The organism is Antarcticimicrobium luteum (genome assembly GCF_004358185.1).
GTDB classification, from domain to species: domain Bacteria; phylum Pseudomonadota; class Alphaproteobacteria; order Rhodobacterales; family Rhodobacteraceae; genus Antarcticimicrobium; species Antarcticimicrobium luteum.
The window spans coordinates 62336-78185 of the sequence record NZ_SMUV01000053.1 but is presented as its reverse complement, the minus strand read 5'-3'; the positions used below and the strand labels follow the sequence as shown (position 1 = coordinate 78185).

Here is a 15850-nt window from a genome sequence, read left to right as displayed (position 1 = left end):
GGCCCCGAGCGCTGGAAACAGCGCAGCAAGACATTTCCCGGCATCGCCGCCGCCATGGCGGACCAATGGGGCGGATGGGCGATGGGCAGGGAGGCTGTGGCATGAGCAGAATCGCGCACCGCGGCAAAACCATGCCTCGCGCCGATTTTGCTCGGCTCTGGAACGACCATGCCATCACCCTGGCAGAGATCGGCGCGCTCCTTGACATCTCCCCGCAGGCCGTCCGCTTCCGCGCTATGGCGCGCGACCTACCGCCCCGGTCACGCTACCCGCGCCAGCCGTTCCACGCCATCAAACCAGAGCAGGAGGCCGAGTTCGCCTCGATGTGGGCGCACGGCGTCGGGCGTTACGCCATGGCAGACTATTTTAGGACCAACACGCCCCGTATTGGTCTCACCGCCCAGCGACTTGGCCTGCCAAAGCGAACCCTCACCCGCTGGAACAAGATCACCCTGGAACAGTGGCGCGCGATCGAGGCGCAGAAACGTATGGCCGAGGTTGCCGAAAAAGAACAGCGCGCCGCCAAACGCATCTGGCATCACGCCGCCTGATGATACTGAACCAATGGAGGACAACTGACCCATGGCCGCCGTGCATCTCCAACCCATCGCGGTGCGCGACACCACAGCCGCTGGCCTGCTCGACATGCCGGTGTCGGAATTTCGACGGCTGGTGAACTGTGGTGCCCTGCCACCTCCGGTGACGGTGGCCCAGCACGAACGCTGGATTGTCGGGCAGATCGAGGCCATCCTGTCTGGCAGGGCCGACCTGCCGACCGAGGAATTTGAACTGTGAGCAAGCCGCCGAAGCCGCGCATCGTTAAACCCAACCTGGTCTGGCGCTGGATCGCGGCCAAGGGCACATGGGAGCCGTACTATCGCACCAGGCGCATGATCGACGGGCGGCGGATCTCACGCGAGATCAGGCTCGACTGGAGGGGAGATCCAGCAGCGCTCGACGCTCTGTACTGGCAAGCACGCGCCGGCCGACACGAGCGACAGCGGCCCCCCGCGCGGTACACCTGGCGCGAATGCATCGAGGCATGGCGCAAGGATCCCGTAGTGCAGGGCCGACTGAAACCGTCGACCAAGAAGAGCTACCGTCTCCCGATGGATGACATCATGGCGAAGAACGGCGGCAAACCGATGGCCGCCACCACCCGTCAGGCGGTGCGCGCGGCCCATGCCAAGCTGTCTGCCACCCCGCGCAAGGCGCAGCGCATGGTGCAGACGGTCTCCCTGCTGTGGAATTACGCGGCCAACGAGCTCGACTGGCCGCTGGGCGAGAACCCGGCACGCAACCTTGGCAAGTACACCCCGACCAGCCCCTACGAGCCATGGCCGGAATGGATGGTCAAGGCACTGGACAGCGCGCCGCCGCGCGTGCGGATCGCGGCCAACCTGATCCTAGGCACCGGGCAGCGGCCCAACGCCGCAATCACCATGCGCCGCGACCAATTCCAGGGGGAGTGGATGTCGGTGCTGGACGAGAAGAACGACCAGGTGCTCGAGGTCTATTGCCCGCCGCGGCTGCGCGACTTCGTGCGCGGCGTGCCAGTCGAGGGAGCCTATTTGCTGTCGCGCAACCTGACCGAGCCGCTGGGATACGATGCGGTGGAAAAGGCATTCCGCGACTGGCGCGCCGGGCTGGGCGAACGCGCCCGCCCCTAAACTCTGCACGGGCTGCGCAAGCTGGCGATCATCGAGCTGGCCGAGGCCGGCGCCAGCGATGCCGAGATCCAGGCGGTGACCAACCAGAGCGCGGAAATGGTCGCGTACTACCGCGCCAGAGCGTCACGCAAGGCTATGAGCCGCGCCGCCCAGGAAAAACGTGAATAGCTGCGATTCCCACCGTGGACTAGAACGGAAACAGAACAAGAAAGGGTGAATGAGGTGGGTGAATGGCGGTGGATAACCTAGAGGCAAAATCCGCTAAGTCATTGGTGCCCAAGGTGGGATTCGAACCCACACGCCTTGCGGCGGGGGATTTTGAATCCCCTGCGTCTACCATTCCGCCACTTGGGCCACGCTTTCGGATACCCCAAGCCGCGGGGCGAGGTCCAGTGCGAAAACGCGGCCGTTCGCGCGGTGGTGACACAGTCGTGGTTGACCGGGCGCGCCGCGCATGATTTGCCCCTGTGGCAGAGTTTCCCAGCGCCAGGACCGGCCCCGCCATGCTCAAACGCCTTTATGACCGCACCCTCGCGCTGGCCGATCATCCGCGGGCGATATGGGCGCTGGCGCTGGTGGCCTTTGTCGAAAGCTCGGTCTTTCCGATCCCGCCCGACGTGCTGATGATTCCGATGATCCTGGCCCGGCCCAACCGCGCCTGGGCGATCGCCGGGGTGGCGCTGATCGCCTCGGTTCTGGGCGGGATGCTGGGCTATGCCATCGGCGCCTTTGCCTATGAGGGGATCGGCCAGCCGATCCTTGCGGCCATGGGCAAGGCCGAGGCGATGGCCGCCTTCAACCAGAAGTTCAACGATTTCGGATTCTGGGCGGTACTGGCCGCCGGCGTCACACCATTCCCCTACAAGGTGATCACGATCATGTCGGGCTGGGCCGGGATGCCGATCGTGACCTTTGTCGCCACCTCGATTCTGGCGCGTGCGCTGCGGTTCTTCGTTCTGGCCGGACTGCTGCGCGCCTTTGGCGAACCGGTGCGCGCCTTCATCGAGTCGCGGCTGAACCTGGTCTTTACCGTCTTCGTCGTGCTGTTGGTCGGCGGCTTTTTCCTGGTGAAATACCTATGAAACGAACGCTCCTCATCCTCGTCGCCGCAGGCGGTTCGGCGGCGCTGCTGCTGGGCGCGCTGGGGTTCCAGTATATCGGCGGGCTGCCGCCCTGCGACCTGTGCATCTGGCAACGCTGGCCGCATCTGGCCGCCGTGATCCTCGGCGCTGCGGCGCTGGCGCTGCCCGGGCGCGCCCTTCCGCTGCTTGGGGCCGGCGCGGCGCTGACCACGTCCGGCGTCGGGCTCTATCACACCGGGGTCGAGCGCGGCTGGTGGGAGGGGCCCACCACCTGCACCTCCGGTCCGGTCGGCGGGCTCAGCCCGGATCAACTGCTGGAACAGATCCTGGCCGCGCCGCTGGTGCGCTGCGACGAGGTGGCCTGGGATCTGCTGGGGCTCTCCATGGCCAGCTGGAACGCCATCGCCGCGCTGGCGCTGGCGCTGGTCTGGCTGGCCGCCTCGCGTGCCGCCCGCTAGGCCGATTTCCGTGTCGAGAGCAGCAGGCTGGTCTCGCTGGTGCTGACCCCGTCCAGCGTGCGGATTCGCGCCAACGCCTGATCCAGCGCCTCAAGCGTTTCGGTTCCCAGCTCCACGATCAGATCCCAGCGTCCGTTGGTGGAATGAATCGCGCGCACCTCGGCCATCCCATGCAGCTGGCGGGTGATGCGTGCCGCGCCGCGCCCCTCGATCCCGATCATCATCAGTCCGCGCACCGGGTCGTGCAGGGTGTCGGCCTTCAGCACCACGGTAAAGCCCAGGATATCGCCGCGTTGCTGCAGCCGGTCGATCCGCGCACGCACGGTGGTGCGCGACAGCCCAAGCCGCAGCGCGAGATCCGACAGCGAGGCACGCGCGTCATGGCGCAGCGTGGCGATCAGACGTTCATCCGTTTTGTCCATATTGGCGTCCGTTTCGCATAAATCCAAACCGAACTGATCACTCTGCTAGCTGGATTGCAACGCGTTTCGGAGGCATGCCTGCTTCCAAACGTATTTTCCAGGTAGATCATGACACCAAACGACTGCATTCTGATCGGCGCTCCGGTGGACAGCGGCAAGCGCCGCGCCGGCTGCCTGATGGGCCCCGATGCGCTGCGCACCGCGGGGCTGGCCGAGGCGCTGCGCGAGCTGGGACACCGGGTCGAGGATCTAGGGAATTTGAGCCCCGAACCGTACAGTCCCGATACCGAGGAGGGGCGCCTGTTCAGACCGAACGAGACCGCCGCCTGGACCGCGCGGCTGCGCGACGCCGCCGAGGCGGCGATGGAGCGCGGCCTGCCGATCTTTCTGGGCGGCGATCACGCGCTGTCGCTGGGCTCGGTCGCGGGGGTCGCCCGGCACGCTGCACGCATCCGGCGGCCGCAATTCGTGCTCTGGCTCGATGCGCACAGCGATTTCCACACGCCTCAGACCTCCGGCTCGGGCAACCTGCACGGCACGCCTCTGGGCTATGTCACCGGGCGGAGCGGTTTTGACGGGTTTGCAGAGATCACCCGGCCGGTGCCACAGGAAAACATCTGCCTGCTCGGACTGCGGTCCGTCGACGAGGCGGAGCGCGCCGCGCTGGAGGAAAGCCGGATCCGCCGCCACGACATGCGCGAGATCGACGAGCGCGGCGTCGCCCGGCCATTGGCGGAATTCCTCGAGCACGTGGCGGCGCAGAACGGCATGCTGCATGTCTCGCTGGACGTGGATTTCCTCGACCCGGCCATAGCTCCTGCCGTCGGCACCACGGTGCCCGGCGGCGCCACCATGCGCGAGGGGCATCTGGTGATGGAGATGATCTGCGACAGCCGGTTGATGACCTCGCTCGACCTGGTCGAGCTCAACCCGTTTCTCGACGAGCGCGGGCGCACCGCGCACCTTTTGGTGGAACTCACGGCCTCGGCCATGGGCCGCCGCGTCTTCGACCGACCGACAAGGGCTTACGCATGACACATATCTCCCAACCCTCCGACAAGGCCCTGGTGCCCTTCGTTTCCGTCGACCACATGATGCGGCTGGTGCACCGCACCGGGCTGGAAGAGGTGCTGCGCGGGCTGGCGGACTACATCGAGGCCGACTTCCGCCGCTGGGAACTGTTCGACAAGACCCCGCGCGTCGCGAGCCATTCCGCCGAAGGGGTGATCGAGCTGATGCCCACCTCCGACGGCGAAGTCTATGGCTTCAAATACGTCAACGGCCATCCCAAGAACATGAAGGAAGGACTGCAAACCGTAACCGCCTTTGGCCTTTTGGCAGATGTGGGCAACGGATACCCGGTGCTGCTCAGCGAGATGACGCTGCTGACCGCGATGCGCACGGCGGCGACCTCGGCAATGGTGGCGAAATATCTGGCCCCCAAGGGCGCCACGACCATGGCGATGATCGGCAACGGCGCGCAGTCGGAATTCCAGAGCCTGGCGATGAAGGCGATCTGCGGCATCGACACCGTGCGGCTGTGGGACATCGACCCCGCCGCGACCGCGAAATGCGCCGCCAACCTGGCCGGTCAGGGGTTGCGGGTGGTGCCCTGCGCCAGCGCCGAACAGGCGATCGAGGGGGCGCAGATCCTGACCACCTGCACCGCCGACAAGCAATGCGCCACCATCCTGAGCGACAACATGGTCGGCCCCGGCGTGCATATCAACGCCATTGGCGGCGACTGCCCCGGCAAGACCGAGCTGGCGCCCGGCATCCTGACCCGCGCGGGCGTCTTTGTGGAATATCCGCCGCAGAGCCGGATCGAGGGCGAGATCCAGCAGATGCCGCAGGATTTCCCGGTGACCGAGATCTGGGAGGTGATCGCCGGACGCAAGGCCGGACGGGTCAAACCCGATCAGATCACGCTGTTCGACAGCGTCGGCTTTGCCATCGAGGATTTCAGCGCGCTGCGCTACGTCCGCGACCGGATCGCCGGCACGGACCTGTTCCACCCTCTCGACCTTTTGGCCGATCCCGACGATCCGCGCGACCTGTTCGGGATGGTCCAGCGCGCCGCGCCGGAACGATAGGACCCGGCTGCGCCGGGCGGCCTCCGGCGGGAGTATTTGAAACGAGAAGAAGCGGGCGGCGCGCCCGGCCCTTCTTCTCGTTCAAAATACTCACCTGCGCCACGGGGCGGCCGGGGATCACGCCTCCAGCTCGGCGTCCCAGTAGAGAAAGTCCATCCAGCTTTCGTGCAGCAGGTTGGGCGGGAACTTGCGCCCGGTGTTGCGCAGTTCCTCGGCGCCGGGCTGGCGCGGCGCGCGGCGCAGGGACATGCCGGCGCGGCGCAGCGACTTGGAGCCCTTTTTCAGGTTGCAGGGGGAACAGGCCGCAACCACGTTTTCCCAACTGGTCACGCCGCCGGCGGCCCGCGGCACCACGTGATCGAAGGTCAGATCCCCCTTGGCGCCGCAGTACTGGCAGCGGAATTCGTCCCTCAGAAATAAATTAAAGCGCGTGAAGGCCACGCGCTTTTGGGGTTTGACGTAATCTTTCAGGACGACGACGCTGGGCATCCTGATCCGGGTACTGGGACTGTGCACGAATTCGTCGTATTCGGCGACGATATCCACCCGGTCGAGCCAGGCCGCCTTGATCGCCTCCTGCCAGGACCACAACGACAGCGGATAATAGGACAGCGGCCGGTAGTCCGCGTTCAGCACCAGCGCCGGATGCTGTTTCAACGCGCCCGGCTGGCGTACAAAATCCGATCTGAAATCGCCGTCCATCGTAAGACTCCGCCCTCGCCCTGACCGCCCCGTTTCGACGGGCCAGGGCGGGGAGTCCCGCCCCAGCCGTATTTTGACTATATATCGCGGTTGACCTCTGGCAAGCCCAGAATAACCACAACATGTCGCAGGACGGATACCCTGCCCAGATGACAGGCCAATGACAGTTATCCACAAGAGCGCGCAGCCGGGCGTTTCCTTTCGGCGACGCCTGCGCTAGGGCGGCGTCATGACCCGGCTGATCCGTTTCAACAAACCCTATGACGTGCTGCCCCAGTTCACCGACCGGGGCAGCGACGGCAGCCCGCGCCGCACACTGTCCGATTTCATCGACCTGCCGGGCGTCTATCCCGCAGGAAGGCTCGACCGCGACAGCGAGGGGCTGATGCTGCTGACCGACGACGGCAAGCTGCAGGCGCGCATCTCCGATCCGCGGCACAAGATGGACAAGACCTATTACGTCCAGGTCGAGGGGGTTCCCGATGACGCGGCGCTGGCGGCGCTGCGCGGCGGCGTCGATCTGAAGGACGGGCGCACCCGGCCGGCCCGGGCGCGGCGGATCGACGAGCCGCCGGAACTCTGGCCGCGCACCCCGCCGATCCGGGTCCGCAAGAGCGTGCCCGACTGCTGGATCGAGCTGAAGATCCGCGAGGGGCGCAACCGGCAGGTGCGGCGGATGACGGCGGCCGTGGGCCACCCCACCCTGCGGCTGATCCGCTGGCGCATCGGCGACTGGTCGCTGGACGGGCTGGCGCCGGGCGCATGGCAGGCACTGCCCCCTCCTGACAAGGGCGCGCGGCGTTGATATGGTGCGGCCATGTCCCAGCATCTTCCGTCTTCCCTTCCCCCTGCCCCTGCCCCCGCCGCCGTGCTGGAAACCGCGCTTTATGCCGCCGATCTCGATGCGGCGGAGGCGTTCTATGGCAGGCTGCTGGGGCTGGAGCGGATCACGCGGGCGGGCAATCGTCACGTGTTCTATCGCGTCGGGCCGGGCGTGCTGCTGATCTTTAGTCCGGACGAGACCGAGACAGCCTCCGGCACGACGACGATGCCGGTGCCGCCGCACGGTGCGCGCGGGCCCGGGCACATGTGTTTTGCCATGGACCGCGACGGAATAGCGGCGCTGCGCGCCCGGCTGCTGGCGGCGGGGCTGGACATCGATGCAGAGTTCGACTGGCCCAACGGGGCGCATTCGCTCTATGTCCGCGACCCGGCGGGCAACTCGGTGGAATTCGCCGAACCGCGCCTGTGGCGGGCGGATTGATCCAGCGCAAGGCCGGGCCGCGCGGGTCCGGGCAGGCTGGCATCGATCCGGCAAGGAGAGCCCCCGATGACCGAGACACCTGCCCCGGCCCTGCACTACATGATCGGCGGCGGTATCGCCACGCTGGCCGCTGCGGCCTATCTGATCCGCGACGCCGGTGTGGCGGGCGAGACCATCCGCATCCTTGACGACCGGCCCCGACCCGGCGGTGCGCTCGATGGCACGGGCGAGGCGACCTGGGGATACCTCACCCGGGGCGGGCGGATGTTCGAGCCGAATTTCGTCAATACGCTCGACCTGTTGTCGCAGATCCCCGCCCCCGGCGCGCCGGAGCGCAGTGTGACCGAGGATATCCTTGCCTTCAACGCCGAGGTGCGGGCGGGGTCCAAATGTCGGCTGATCGAGGCGGGAAAAAAGGCGGACATGGTGCATCTGGGCCTGATGGCGGCAGATATCGTGGCGCTGAACCGGCTGATGCTGACCGACGAGCGCAGCCTCGGTGCGCGCACCATCGGGTCGTGCTTCGGGCGCGCCTTCTTCGACAGCAATTTCTGGATCATGTGGTCGAGCATGTTCTCGTTCCAGCCGTGGCATTCCGCGGTCGAGATGCGGCGCTATCTGCGGCGGTTCATTCACCTTTTCCCAGGCTTCACCCGGATCAGGGGGATCCTTCGCACCCGCTACAATCAGTATGACAGCGTGATCGCGCCGCTGGAAGGATGGTTGCGCGGGCACGGCGTGCGCTTCGACAGCGGCACGGTCGCCGCCGGGTTGCGGATCGAGGCGACCGGGGCGCGCCGCGACGTGACCGGGATCGAGCTGGACGATGGGCGGGACATTCCCGTGACACCGGAGGACCGCGTGTTCGTCACCCTCGGCTCGATGACCGACGGCGCCACCTATGGCACCAATTCCGGCGCGCCGCCGCTGACGCCGGGGCCGATGCCCTCCTTTGATCTTTGGCGCGATCTGGCGCGGCAACATCCCGGCTTCGGCACCCCGGACGCCTTTGCCGGGGAGACCGGCAAGAGCGCCTGGACCTCCTTCACCGTGACCATGGACCGGCCAGAATTCCGCGACCATATGGAGGAATTTACCGGCAATGCGACCGGCACCGGCGGGCTGGTGACGATCCGCGACAGCGCCTGGCTGATGTCCTTTGTCCTGTTCAACCAGCCGCATTTCCAGAACCAGCCTGAGGGCACGACGGTGTTCTGGGGCTATGGGCTGCGCGGTGACCGGAACGGCGATTTCGTGCCCAAGCCGATGTGGCAGGCGAATGGCGACGAAATCATCGCCGAGCTGTGCTGGCAACTGCGCCTGTCGCCCGATCAGCGCCACTGGTTCGACGGCGCGCGGGTGTTGCCCTGCCGGATGCCCTTTATCACCAGCCAGTTCATGCCGCGCCAGCGCGGCGACCGGCCCGCTGTGCGCCCGGAGGGGGCAGGCAATTTCGCCCTGATGGGGCAATTCGTCGAACAACCGCTCGATACCGTCTTTACCGTCGAATATTCGGTGCGCAGCGCCCGGGCGGCGGTTCACGCCCTGACCGGCACGGGCGCGCCGATCCCGGTCAGGCGCAGCGACCGCGATCCGCGCGCCCTGCTGCGCGCGGCCCGTGTCCTGATGGAGGTCTGAGCAGCGGCTCAGCCCAGCGCGGTCTTTTCCCCCGCCTCGATCAGCCAAAGGGCGCGGGCCCCGACGCTGGCCTGTCCCATGGTGGCGCGATAGGCGGCCATATGGGGGGTCAGCCGGTGGGCGTCGAGCGACGCCGCATCCTCCCATTCCTCATAGACGCGGAACCGGTGCGGCACCTCAACCTGCTGGGAAAAATCATAGGTCAGGCAGCCCGGCTCGGCCCGGGTCGCCTGCATCATCGTGATCATGGCGAGCTTGGCGCCCTCGATCTGCGACGGGTCCACCTCGAAGGTGCCGGTGACGATAAGCATCGCTCAGAGCCCCAGCTTGTCGCGCATGAAGGCCAGCGCCACGCTCAACCCGTCGGGGGCGATACCATGGCCGGTGCCCTTCATCACATGGGCGAAGACGTCCCTGAAGCCGGCCTGTTGCAGCGCCTCGGCGGTCTCCGGCAGCGACTGCGGCGGCACCATCTCGTCCTGATCTCCATGGACCAGCAGCACCGGCATCCGGCTGACCACCTCGTCCTTGAGGGTTTCCGGGCTGAGCAGGCGCCCGGAAAAGGCGACGATGCCGGCAACCGCGTCCTCGCGCCGGGGGGCGACGTGCAGGCTCATCATCGTGCCCTGCGAGAAACCGAACAGCACCACCTGTTCGGGCAGCACGTCCTCGTCCACCATTAGCGCGTCGAGAAAGGCGTTGATATCCTCGACCGCCGCCTGCATGCCGCGTTCGGCCTCCTCCTCGCTTGACCCGTCAAGCCAGGGAATCGGGAACCACTGAAAGCCGAAGGGCGCACCGGCGCAATTCTCCGGCGCGTCGGGCGCGACGAAAAGCGTGTCGGGCAGATGCTCGCCCAGCGGATCGGCCAGCCCCAGAAGGTCGGCCCCGTTGGCGCCATAGCCGTGCAGGAACACCACGATCGAGCGCGTGTCCCCCGAAAGCGGCCCCTTGCGGCCGGCCGTCAAAACTCGTGTCATCGGATCCCTTCCCTGTCCTTGGCCACGCGGTAATAGGCCCACAAAAGCCGCGCCGCAACCGAGCGCCAGGGCGCCCAGTCCTCGGCCATCTGCCGCAGCGCCTTTTCGCGCGGCCGCTCGGGCAGATCGAACAGCACACGCGCCGATTCCTGCAAGGCCAGATCGCCGGGGGCAAAGACATCGGCGCGGCCCAGGCTGAACATCGCATAGATTTCCGCCGTCCAGATACCGATGCCGGGAACCTCGGTCAGGGTCGCGATCACCTGATCGGTCGGAGCGGCGCGCAGGCGGGCGTAGTCGATCCGCGCCTCGGCCAGCGCGCGGGCATAGCGGATCTTTTGCCGGCTGAGGCCGGCCGCGCGCAGATCGTCGTCGCTGGCCCACCCGATCTTGCGCGGGCCGGTCAGGCGCGCCTCTTGCATCCGGCCCCAGATCGCATTCGCCGAGGCGACGCTGACCTGCTGGCTGACGATGGCCGAAAGCAGCTGCGCGAACCCGTCGGGGCGGCGGCGCAACGGCAAGGGGCCGGTCCGGCGCAGTGCCAGGGCAAAGCGCGGCTCGCGCGCGCCAAGCCAGGCGGCGCCTTCGGCCACGCAATCAGGGGTTTCGATGATCCTGCCGACGCTCATACCGCGAACCATAGGAATTGTATCGATACAGGCAAGCCATCTTGTACCGGTTCACATTCAGGGATACGCAATCGTCATGCATGATATTGACGACAGCAAGGCCAAGCGAAACGTGGCCGTCCTGGTCGCCGCCCAAGCCGTGCTGGGTGCGCAGATGCCAATGATTTTCACCGTCGGCGGGCTGGCTGGCCAGTCGCTGGCCAGCAATGCCTGCCTGGCCACGCTGCCCATTTCCCTGATCGTTCTGGGCTCGATGATGGCGGCGACGCCGGTCTCGGCGATCATGCAGAAATGGGGCCGCCGCGCCGGCTTTCTGCTGGGGGCCACGGCCGGTGCGACCGGCGGGGCGATCGGGGCCTGGGGCCTTTATCTCGGATCCTTCCCGGTCTTTCTGCTGGGCAGCCTGATCACCGGCATCTACATGAGCGCGCATGGCTTTTACCGCTTTGCCGCCGCCGACACCGCCTCGGACGCCTTCCGGCCCAAGGCGATTTCCTACGTCATGGCGGGCGGCCTGCTGTCGGCGGTGATCGGGCCGCAGCTGGTCAAGGTAACCTCGCAGGCGATGGTGATCCCGTTCCTCGGCACCTACCTCGCCGTGATCGGGATCAATATCCTCGGCTCGACACTGTTCCTGCTGCTGTCCATCCCCAAACCCAAAGCGCCGGCGGCGGACGCGCCGCGCGGCCGCACCCGGTGGGAGCTGATCACCACCCCGCGCATCGCGGTCGCGGTGATCTGCGCCATGGTCTCCTATGCGCTGATGAACCTGGTGATGACCTCGACGCCGCTGGCGGTCGTGGGCTGCGGGTTCGAGCAGAACAGCGCCGCCGACGTGGTCACCAGCCACGTGCTGGCGATGTATGTGCCCTCCTTCTTCACCGGCCATCTGATCGCGCGTTTTGGCGTTGAAAAGATCGTCGCGGCGGGCCTGGCCATCCTGGCCGGGGCCGGCGCCGTGGCGCTGAACGGGGTCGAGCTGGAAAACTTCTTTGTCGCGCTGGTACTGCTGGGCGTCGGCTGGAACTTCGGTTTCATCGGCGCGACCACCATGCTGGCCGGCGCGCATGAGCCGCATGAGCGTGGCCGGATGCAGGGGCTGAACGACCTGCTGGTGTTCGGCGGTGTGACCATGGCCTCGCTGGCCTCGGGCGGGCTGATGAACTGCTCCGGCGGCACCGCGCAGGAGGGCTGGACCGCCGTGAACATGGCGATGGCGCCGTTCCTGATGCTGGCCGGTGGCGCGCTGCTGTGGCTGATGTTCCAACCCGACCGGGGCCGCGAGCGGAAGGTCTGAGGCGCGCGAAACCAGCCACTGGGAAAAGGCCCCTCCGGGCGGGCGGGCGCTTCGGCAATGTCGTGCACCGCTCAGAGGATCGATGTATCCGGCCGCCATAAACCGCGCCGCTCATCCGTTGCGGCGCCGCCCCACGGGCAGGCGTCCGTTGCGCATTAAATCGCGGCGGGAAACGCCCTACCAGCGCCCCGAGGCCGCGCGGACCATCAGCGTCAGCCGCTTACGCGCCTCGCTCTGCCCCAGCGTTCCTTGCGCCACCCGCGCGGGCTCTTTCTGCGCCTGACGCAGGATCACACCCGCCTGCCAGCCCGAGAGCAGCGCCGGGCGCGCCTCGGGCGAGATCGCACCGCGGGACGCCCGGGCGCGGGACAGATGATCGAGGCCCCGTTCGGCCAGCTGGCGCACCGCCTCGGGCCGGCCATCGAGCAGGGGAATGCGCCCGCGCGCCTCGAGGTCCGGTACCGCACGCAGCCAGTTGGCAATCCCGGTCGCAAACCCGAAATCGCGCACCGCGCGCTCGTCTGCCTCGCCCAGAGCCCTGGCCGCCGCCCAGAGCAGCCCCCCCGCGCTTTGATCGATGTAGCGGTCGAACTGCGCCGCGTCGTCGAAAGGATCCCGGTAAATATCCCAACGCCTTACGGCGATATAATCATCCAGTGCCTCGGCCATGTCCGGCGCCAAGGCCGCGGCCAGCGGGCTGACCACCTCATGCCGCCGCACCGGGCCGCCGGCGGCGATCTCCTCCAGCGCGTCGCGCCACCATTGCAGCCGCATCTCGGCGATCATCGGCTCCTGGGTGACCCAGGGCGCGCGGGAGACCTCAACGTTCATGGCAAAGAGCGGAAAGAGCACCGCGCGCGCCGCCGGCGGGGCGGCCATGGCGGCCAGAAACCGGTCGGGATCGCCGCGCTCCACCAGCGCGGCGCAGGCATTCAGATCGTCAGCGAAGGTGGTCAAGATACCCCCCCATCAGCCTGGCGGTCACGCCCGCGTCGATCAGCCCCAGATGGCTGACCGCCGGAATCAAGTGATAGCTGCCGCCGGCGTTGGCAGGCGCCATCGCGGCCTCATACCGGTCGGCGCGAAACGCCTCGTCCGCATCACCCGCGATCAGAAGAAACGACGGCAAGACACTGATATCTTTCAGATAATCTGATCTCGGCGCGTAGGAGGCATTGAGCCTGAAACTATAGGCGCCGGTCAGTTCGCCCTTCAGCGCCTGCGGCAGGTTGAACTCGATCGCCGTCAGCCCGTTCAGCGCCCGGATGCCCACCGCGTTCAGCATGGAGAGGCCGATGATCCGCCGCGTCATCGGATGCGCCCAACCGCCTGAATTCTCACGCATTATCGGCGCGTCGTATTTCAGAAAGGGCGCCAGCAGCATGGCGCCATCGGGGCGCGGGGTTTGCGCCCCCCCGGCATAGCGGATCGCCAGACCGCCGCCGGAGGAATGGCCGGCGACGACGAAGGCCTGACCCTCCGCCAGATGCGCCCGGGCCAGATCGGCGATATCCTCTTCTAGCTGGCCGATATGGCTCACATCCGGGGCGGCGACGTGGCTGGCGCCATGGCCGCGCAGATCGGGCAGCAGCACGGTGGCATGATCCGAGAGCCGCCCCGCCAGCCCGGCGTAATAGAGCCCATGGGCGCCGGAGCCGTGGATCAGCACGACCAGCGGCGCCCCCTCGGGGCCCGGAAACAGCCGGTAGGCCAGCCTGGTGCCGTCGCGGGCGGTGTAATGCTGCGGCGCCGGCGCCGCGATCTCCCCCTCACGCTCTGGGAACTGCAGCCCGTTGCCGCTCAGATCGCGCCCCGGCCATTGCGACAGGATCAGCCCGCCGGCAACGGCCAGATAGGCCGCCGCGCCAAGCAGCGCGATGCGCGGCAGGGTGAAGGCCAGCCCCGCGAACATGCTCAGCCCGCCCCTGCCGTCTCGGCCGCCGGTGCCACGTCGCGGATCAGCTTCCAGCGGATCGCGTCGAGCAGCGCCTCGAAACTGGCATCGACGATGTTCGGGCTGACCCCGACGGTGGACCAGCGCCGCCCCTGCCCGTCGGCGCTGTCGATGATGACGCGGGTCACCGCCTCGGTGCCGCCTTGGGTGATGCGCACCTTGAAATCCACCAGCCGCATGTCGTCGATGATCGCCGAATACCGCCCCAGATCCTTGGCCAGCGCCTTGGACAGCGCGTTGACCGGACCGCGGTCGCAGCCCTGTTCATCGACCGACTCGCTGACCGAGAGTTTCTTTTCGCCGTCGACCTTCACCACCACCACGGCCTCGGAGAGGCTGACCATATGGTTGTACTTGTTCTTGCGCCGCTCGACCGTCACCTTATAGCGCTTGACCTCGAAGAACGCCGGCAACTGTCCCAGCTCCTCCCGCGCCAATAGCTCGAAACTCGCCTGCGCGGTGTCATAGGCATAGCCTTCGTCCTCGCGCGTCTTGATCCGTTCGAGGATGCGGGTCAGCGCCGGATCGCCCGGGGCGACCTCCAGCCCCGCCTCGGCCAGACGGCGGCGCAGATTGGATTGCCCGGCCTGGTTCGACATCGGGATGATGCGGCTGTTGCCGACCTCGCCCGGGTCGATGTGTTCGTATGTGGACGGATCCTTGAGGATGGCGCTGGCGTGCAGCCCGGCCTTGTGGGCAAAGGCCGAGGCGCCGACATAGGGCGCCTGCTTCATCGGCACCCGGTTGAGGATGTCGTCCAGCATGCGCGACACCCGCGTCAGTCCCCTGAGCGCATCATGCGTGATGCCCGTCTCATAGGCGCTGACATAGGGCTCCTTCAGCAGCAGCGTCGGGATGATCGAGGTCAGGTTGGCGTTGCCGCACCGCTCGCCCAGCCCGTTCAGCGTGCCCTGCACCTGCCGCACCCCGGCATTCACCGCCGCAAGGGTGCCGGCCACCGCATTCTCGGTGTCGTTGTGGGTGTGGATGCCCAACTGGCTGCCGGGGATACCGGCGGCGATCACCTCACCCACGATGCGGGCAATCTCGCCCGGCAGGGTGCCGCCGTTGGTGTCGCACAGCACGATCCAGCGCGCGCCCGCCGCCTGCGCCGCGCGCAGACAGTCCAGCGCATAGGCGGGGTTGGCCATATAGCCGTCAAAGAAATGCTCGGCATCGAACAGCGCCTCGCGCCCCTGCGCCACGATATGGGCGAGCGAGGCACCGATGTTTTCCAGGTTCTCGTCCAGCGTGATGCCCAGCGCTGTGTCGACGTGGTAATCATGGGTCTTGCCGACCAGACAGACCGAGGCGGTGCCGGCATTCATCACCGCCGCCAGCACATCGTCGTTCTCCGCCGACCGCCCGGCGCGTTTGGTCATGCCAAAGGCGGTCAGGCGCGCGCGGGTGGCAGGCGCCGTTTCGAAAAAGGCGGAGTCGGTGGGGTTGGCGCCGGGCCAGCCGCCCTCGATGTAATCGACGCCGAGGGAGTCCAGCGCCTCGGCGATGCGGATCTTCTCGGGCGTGGAGAACTGGACCCCTTGCGTCTGCTGCCCGTCGCGCAGCGTGGTGTCGTAGATGTAGAGGCGTTCGGTCATTTACCCCTCCCTTCGAACATGGGTGAGAAGGGCCGCTCCCGGCCCTGGGGTGAGGCCCGTCCC

19 protein-coding genes and 1 tRNA gene are annotated in these 15850 nt (G+C 67.2%); 11 read left to right on the top strand and 9 right to left on the bottom strand.

Annotated elements, in window-relative coordinates:
- The first annotated feature begins 101 nt into the window (after positions 1-101).
- The 3 genes from E1832_RS05470 (at position 102) to E1832_RS05460 (ending at position 1670) form a co-directional block, all read left to right on the top strand.
- Entirely contained in the window at positions 102-551 is a 450-nt protein-coding gene (locus E1832_RS05470; protein WP_133358724.1) for a hypothetical protein, read from the top strand.
- A gap of 31 nt (positions 552-582) precedes the next feature.
- The gene (locus tag E1832_RS05465) at positions 583-795 is read left to right on the top strand and encodes a hypothetical protein (RefSeq protein WP_133358723.1); all 213 of its coding nucleotides are present in this window, start codon (positions 583-585) and stop codon (positions 793-795) included.
- A gap of 266 nt (positions 796-1061) precedes the next feature.
- Entirely contained in the window at positions 1062-1670 is a 609-nt protein-coding gene (locus E1832_RS05460) for a site-specific integrase (protein ID WP_206021005.1), read from the top strand.
- A 270-nt stretch (positions 1671-1940) separates the two neighbouring features.
- Here E1832_RS05460 and E1832_RS05455 read toward each other — a convergent pair.
- Positions 1941-2024, bottom strand: a tRNA-Leu gene (locus tag E1832_RS05455).
- 149 nt (positions 2025-2173) lie between these two features.
- Between E1832_RS05455 and E1832_RS05450 the strand changes: the two genes are divergently transcribed.
- A complete protein-coding gene (locus tag E1832_RS05450; protein ID WP_133358721.1) occupies positions 2174-2752 on the top strand; it encodes a YqaA family protein in 579 nt (192 codons plus the stop codon).
- Positions 2749-3210, top strand: a complete 462-nt coding sequence (locus E1832_RS05445; RefSeq protein WP_133358720.1) for a disulfide bond formation protein B — start codon at positions 2749-2751, stop codon at positions 3208-3210. Before E1832_RS05450 ends, E1832_RS05445 begins: the two co-directional genes overlap by 4 nt.
- Here E1832_RS05445 and E1832_RS05440 read toward each other — a convergent pair.
- Positions 3207-3632, bottom strand: a complete 426-nt coding sequence (locus E1832_RS05440; RefSeq protein ID WP_133358719.1) for an Lrp/AsnC family transcriptional regulator — start codon at positions 3630-3632, stop codon at positions 3207-3209. The genes E1832_RS05445 and E1832_RS05440 overlap by 4 nt on opposite strands.
- A 108-nt stretch (positions 3633-3740) precedes the next feature.
- On the opposite strand from E1832_RS05440, the gene rocF reads away from it, so the two are divergent.
- A complete protein-coding gene (rocF, locus tag E1832_RS05435) occupies positions 3741-4667 on the top strand; it encodes an arginase (RefSeq protein ID WP_133358718.1) in 927 nt (308 codons plus the stop codon).
- A gap of 5 nt (positions 4668-4672) precedes the next feature.
- On the top strand, positions 4673-5725 hold the full coding sequence (locus E1832_RS05430; RefSeq protein WP_133358728.1) for an ornithine cyclodeaminase: 1053 nt from the start codon (positions 4673-4675) through the stop codon (positions 5723-5725).
- A gap of 117 nt (positions 5726-5842) precedes the next feature.
- Here the strand turns inward: E1832_RS05430 and E1832_RS05425 are convergent, their stop codons facing one another.
- The gene (locus tag E1832_RS05425) at positions 5843-6427 is read right to left on the bottom strand and encodes an HNH endonuclease (RefSeq protein ID WP_133358717.1); all 585 of its coding nucleotides are present in this window, start codon (positions 6425-6427) and stop codon (positions 5843-5845) included.
- Between the two features lie 229 nt (positions 6428-6656).
- Between E1832_RS05425 and E1832_RS05420 the strand changes: the two genes are divergently transcribed.
- The 3 genes from E1832_RS05420 to E1832_RS05410 all read left to right on the top strand — a co-directional run bounded on the left by E1832_RS05420 (position 6657) and on the right by E1832_RS05410 (position 9329).
- Positions 6657-7232, top strand: coding sequence for a pseudouridine synthase (locus tag E1832_RS05420; RefSeq protein ID WP_133358716.1), 576 nt, complete (start codon positions 6657-6659; stop codon positions 7230-7232).
- Between the two features lie 12 nt (positions 7233-7244).
- A complete protein-coding gene (locus tag E1832_RS05415) occupies positions 7245-7691 on the top strand; it encodes a VOC family protein (protein WP_133358715.1) in 447 nt (148 codons plus the stop codon).
- A 66-nt stretch (positions 7692-7757) separates the two neighbouring features.
- Positions 7758-9329, top strand: coding sequence for an oleate hydratase (locus E1832_RS05410; RefSeq protein ID WP_133358714.1), 1572 nt, complete (start codon positions 7758-7760; stop codon positions 9327-9329).
- An 8-nt stretch (positions 9330-9337) separates the two neighbouring features.
- Here the strand turns inward: E1832_RS05410 and E1832_RS05405 are convergent, their stop codons facing one another.
- Genes E1832_RS05405 through E1832_RS05395 form a run of 3 tightly spaced genes read right to left on the bottom strand, consistent with a single transcriptional unit; the run spans position 9338 to position 10938 of the window.
- Complete coding sequence (locus E1832_RS05405) at positions 9338-9640, bottom strand: putative quinol monooxygenase (RefSeq protein WP_133358713.1); 303 nt, start codon at positions 9638-9640, stop codon at positions 9338-9340.
- A 3-nt stretch (positions 9641-9643) separates the two neighbouring features.
- Positions 9644-10309: an alpha/beta hydrolase gene (locus E1832_RS05400; RefSeq protein WP_133358712.1), complete on the bottom strand. Its 666-nt coding sequence runs from the start codon at positions 10307-10309 to the stop codon at positions 9644-9646.
- Complete coding sequence (locus E1832_RS05395; protein WP_133358711.1) at positions 10306-10938, bottom strand: DNA-3-methyladenine glycosylase family protein; 633 nt, start codon at positions 10936-10938, stop codon at positions 10306-10308. Before E1832_RS05395 ends, E1832_RS05400 begins: the two co-directional genes overlap by 4 nt.
- 76 nt (positions 10939-11014) lie before the next feature.
- Between E1832_RS05395 and E1832_RS05390 the strand changes: the two genes are divergently transcribed.
- A complete protein-coding gene (locus E1832_RS05390; RefSeq protein ID WP_133358710.1) occupies positions 11015-12235 on the top strand; it encodes an MFS transporter in 1221 nt (406 codons plus the stop codon).
- Positions 12236-12412: 177 nt separating this feature from the next.
- Here E1832_RS05390 and E1832_RS05385 read toward each other — a convergent pair whose 3' ends face one another.
- Genes E1832_RS05385 through cimA form a run of 3 tightly spaced genes read right to left on the bottom strand, consistent with a single transcriptional unit; the run spans position 12413 to position 15787 of the window.
- A complete protein-coding gene (locus E1832_RS05385) occupies positions 12413-13195 on the bottom strand; it encodes a squalene/phytoene synthase family protein (protein ID WP_133358709.1) in 783 nt (260 codons plus the stop codon).
- On the bottom strand, positions 13176-14147 hold the full coding sequence (locus E1832_RS05380; RefSeq protein WP_133358708.1) for an alpha/beta hydrolase: 972 nt from the start codon (positions 14145-14147) through the stop codon (positions 13176-13178). Before E1832_RS05380 ends, E1832_RS05385 begins: the two co-directional genes overlap by 20 nt.
- A 2-nt stretch (positions 14148-14149) precedes the next feature.
- Positions 14150-15787: a citramalate synthase gene (cimA, locus tag E1832_RS05375; protein WP_133358707.1), complete on the bottom strand. Its 1638-nt coding sequence runs from the start codon at positions 15785-15787 to the stop codon at positions 14150-14152.
- Positions 15788-15850 lie beyond the last annotated feature (63 nt).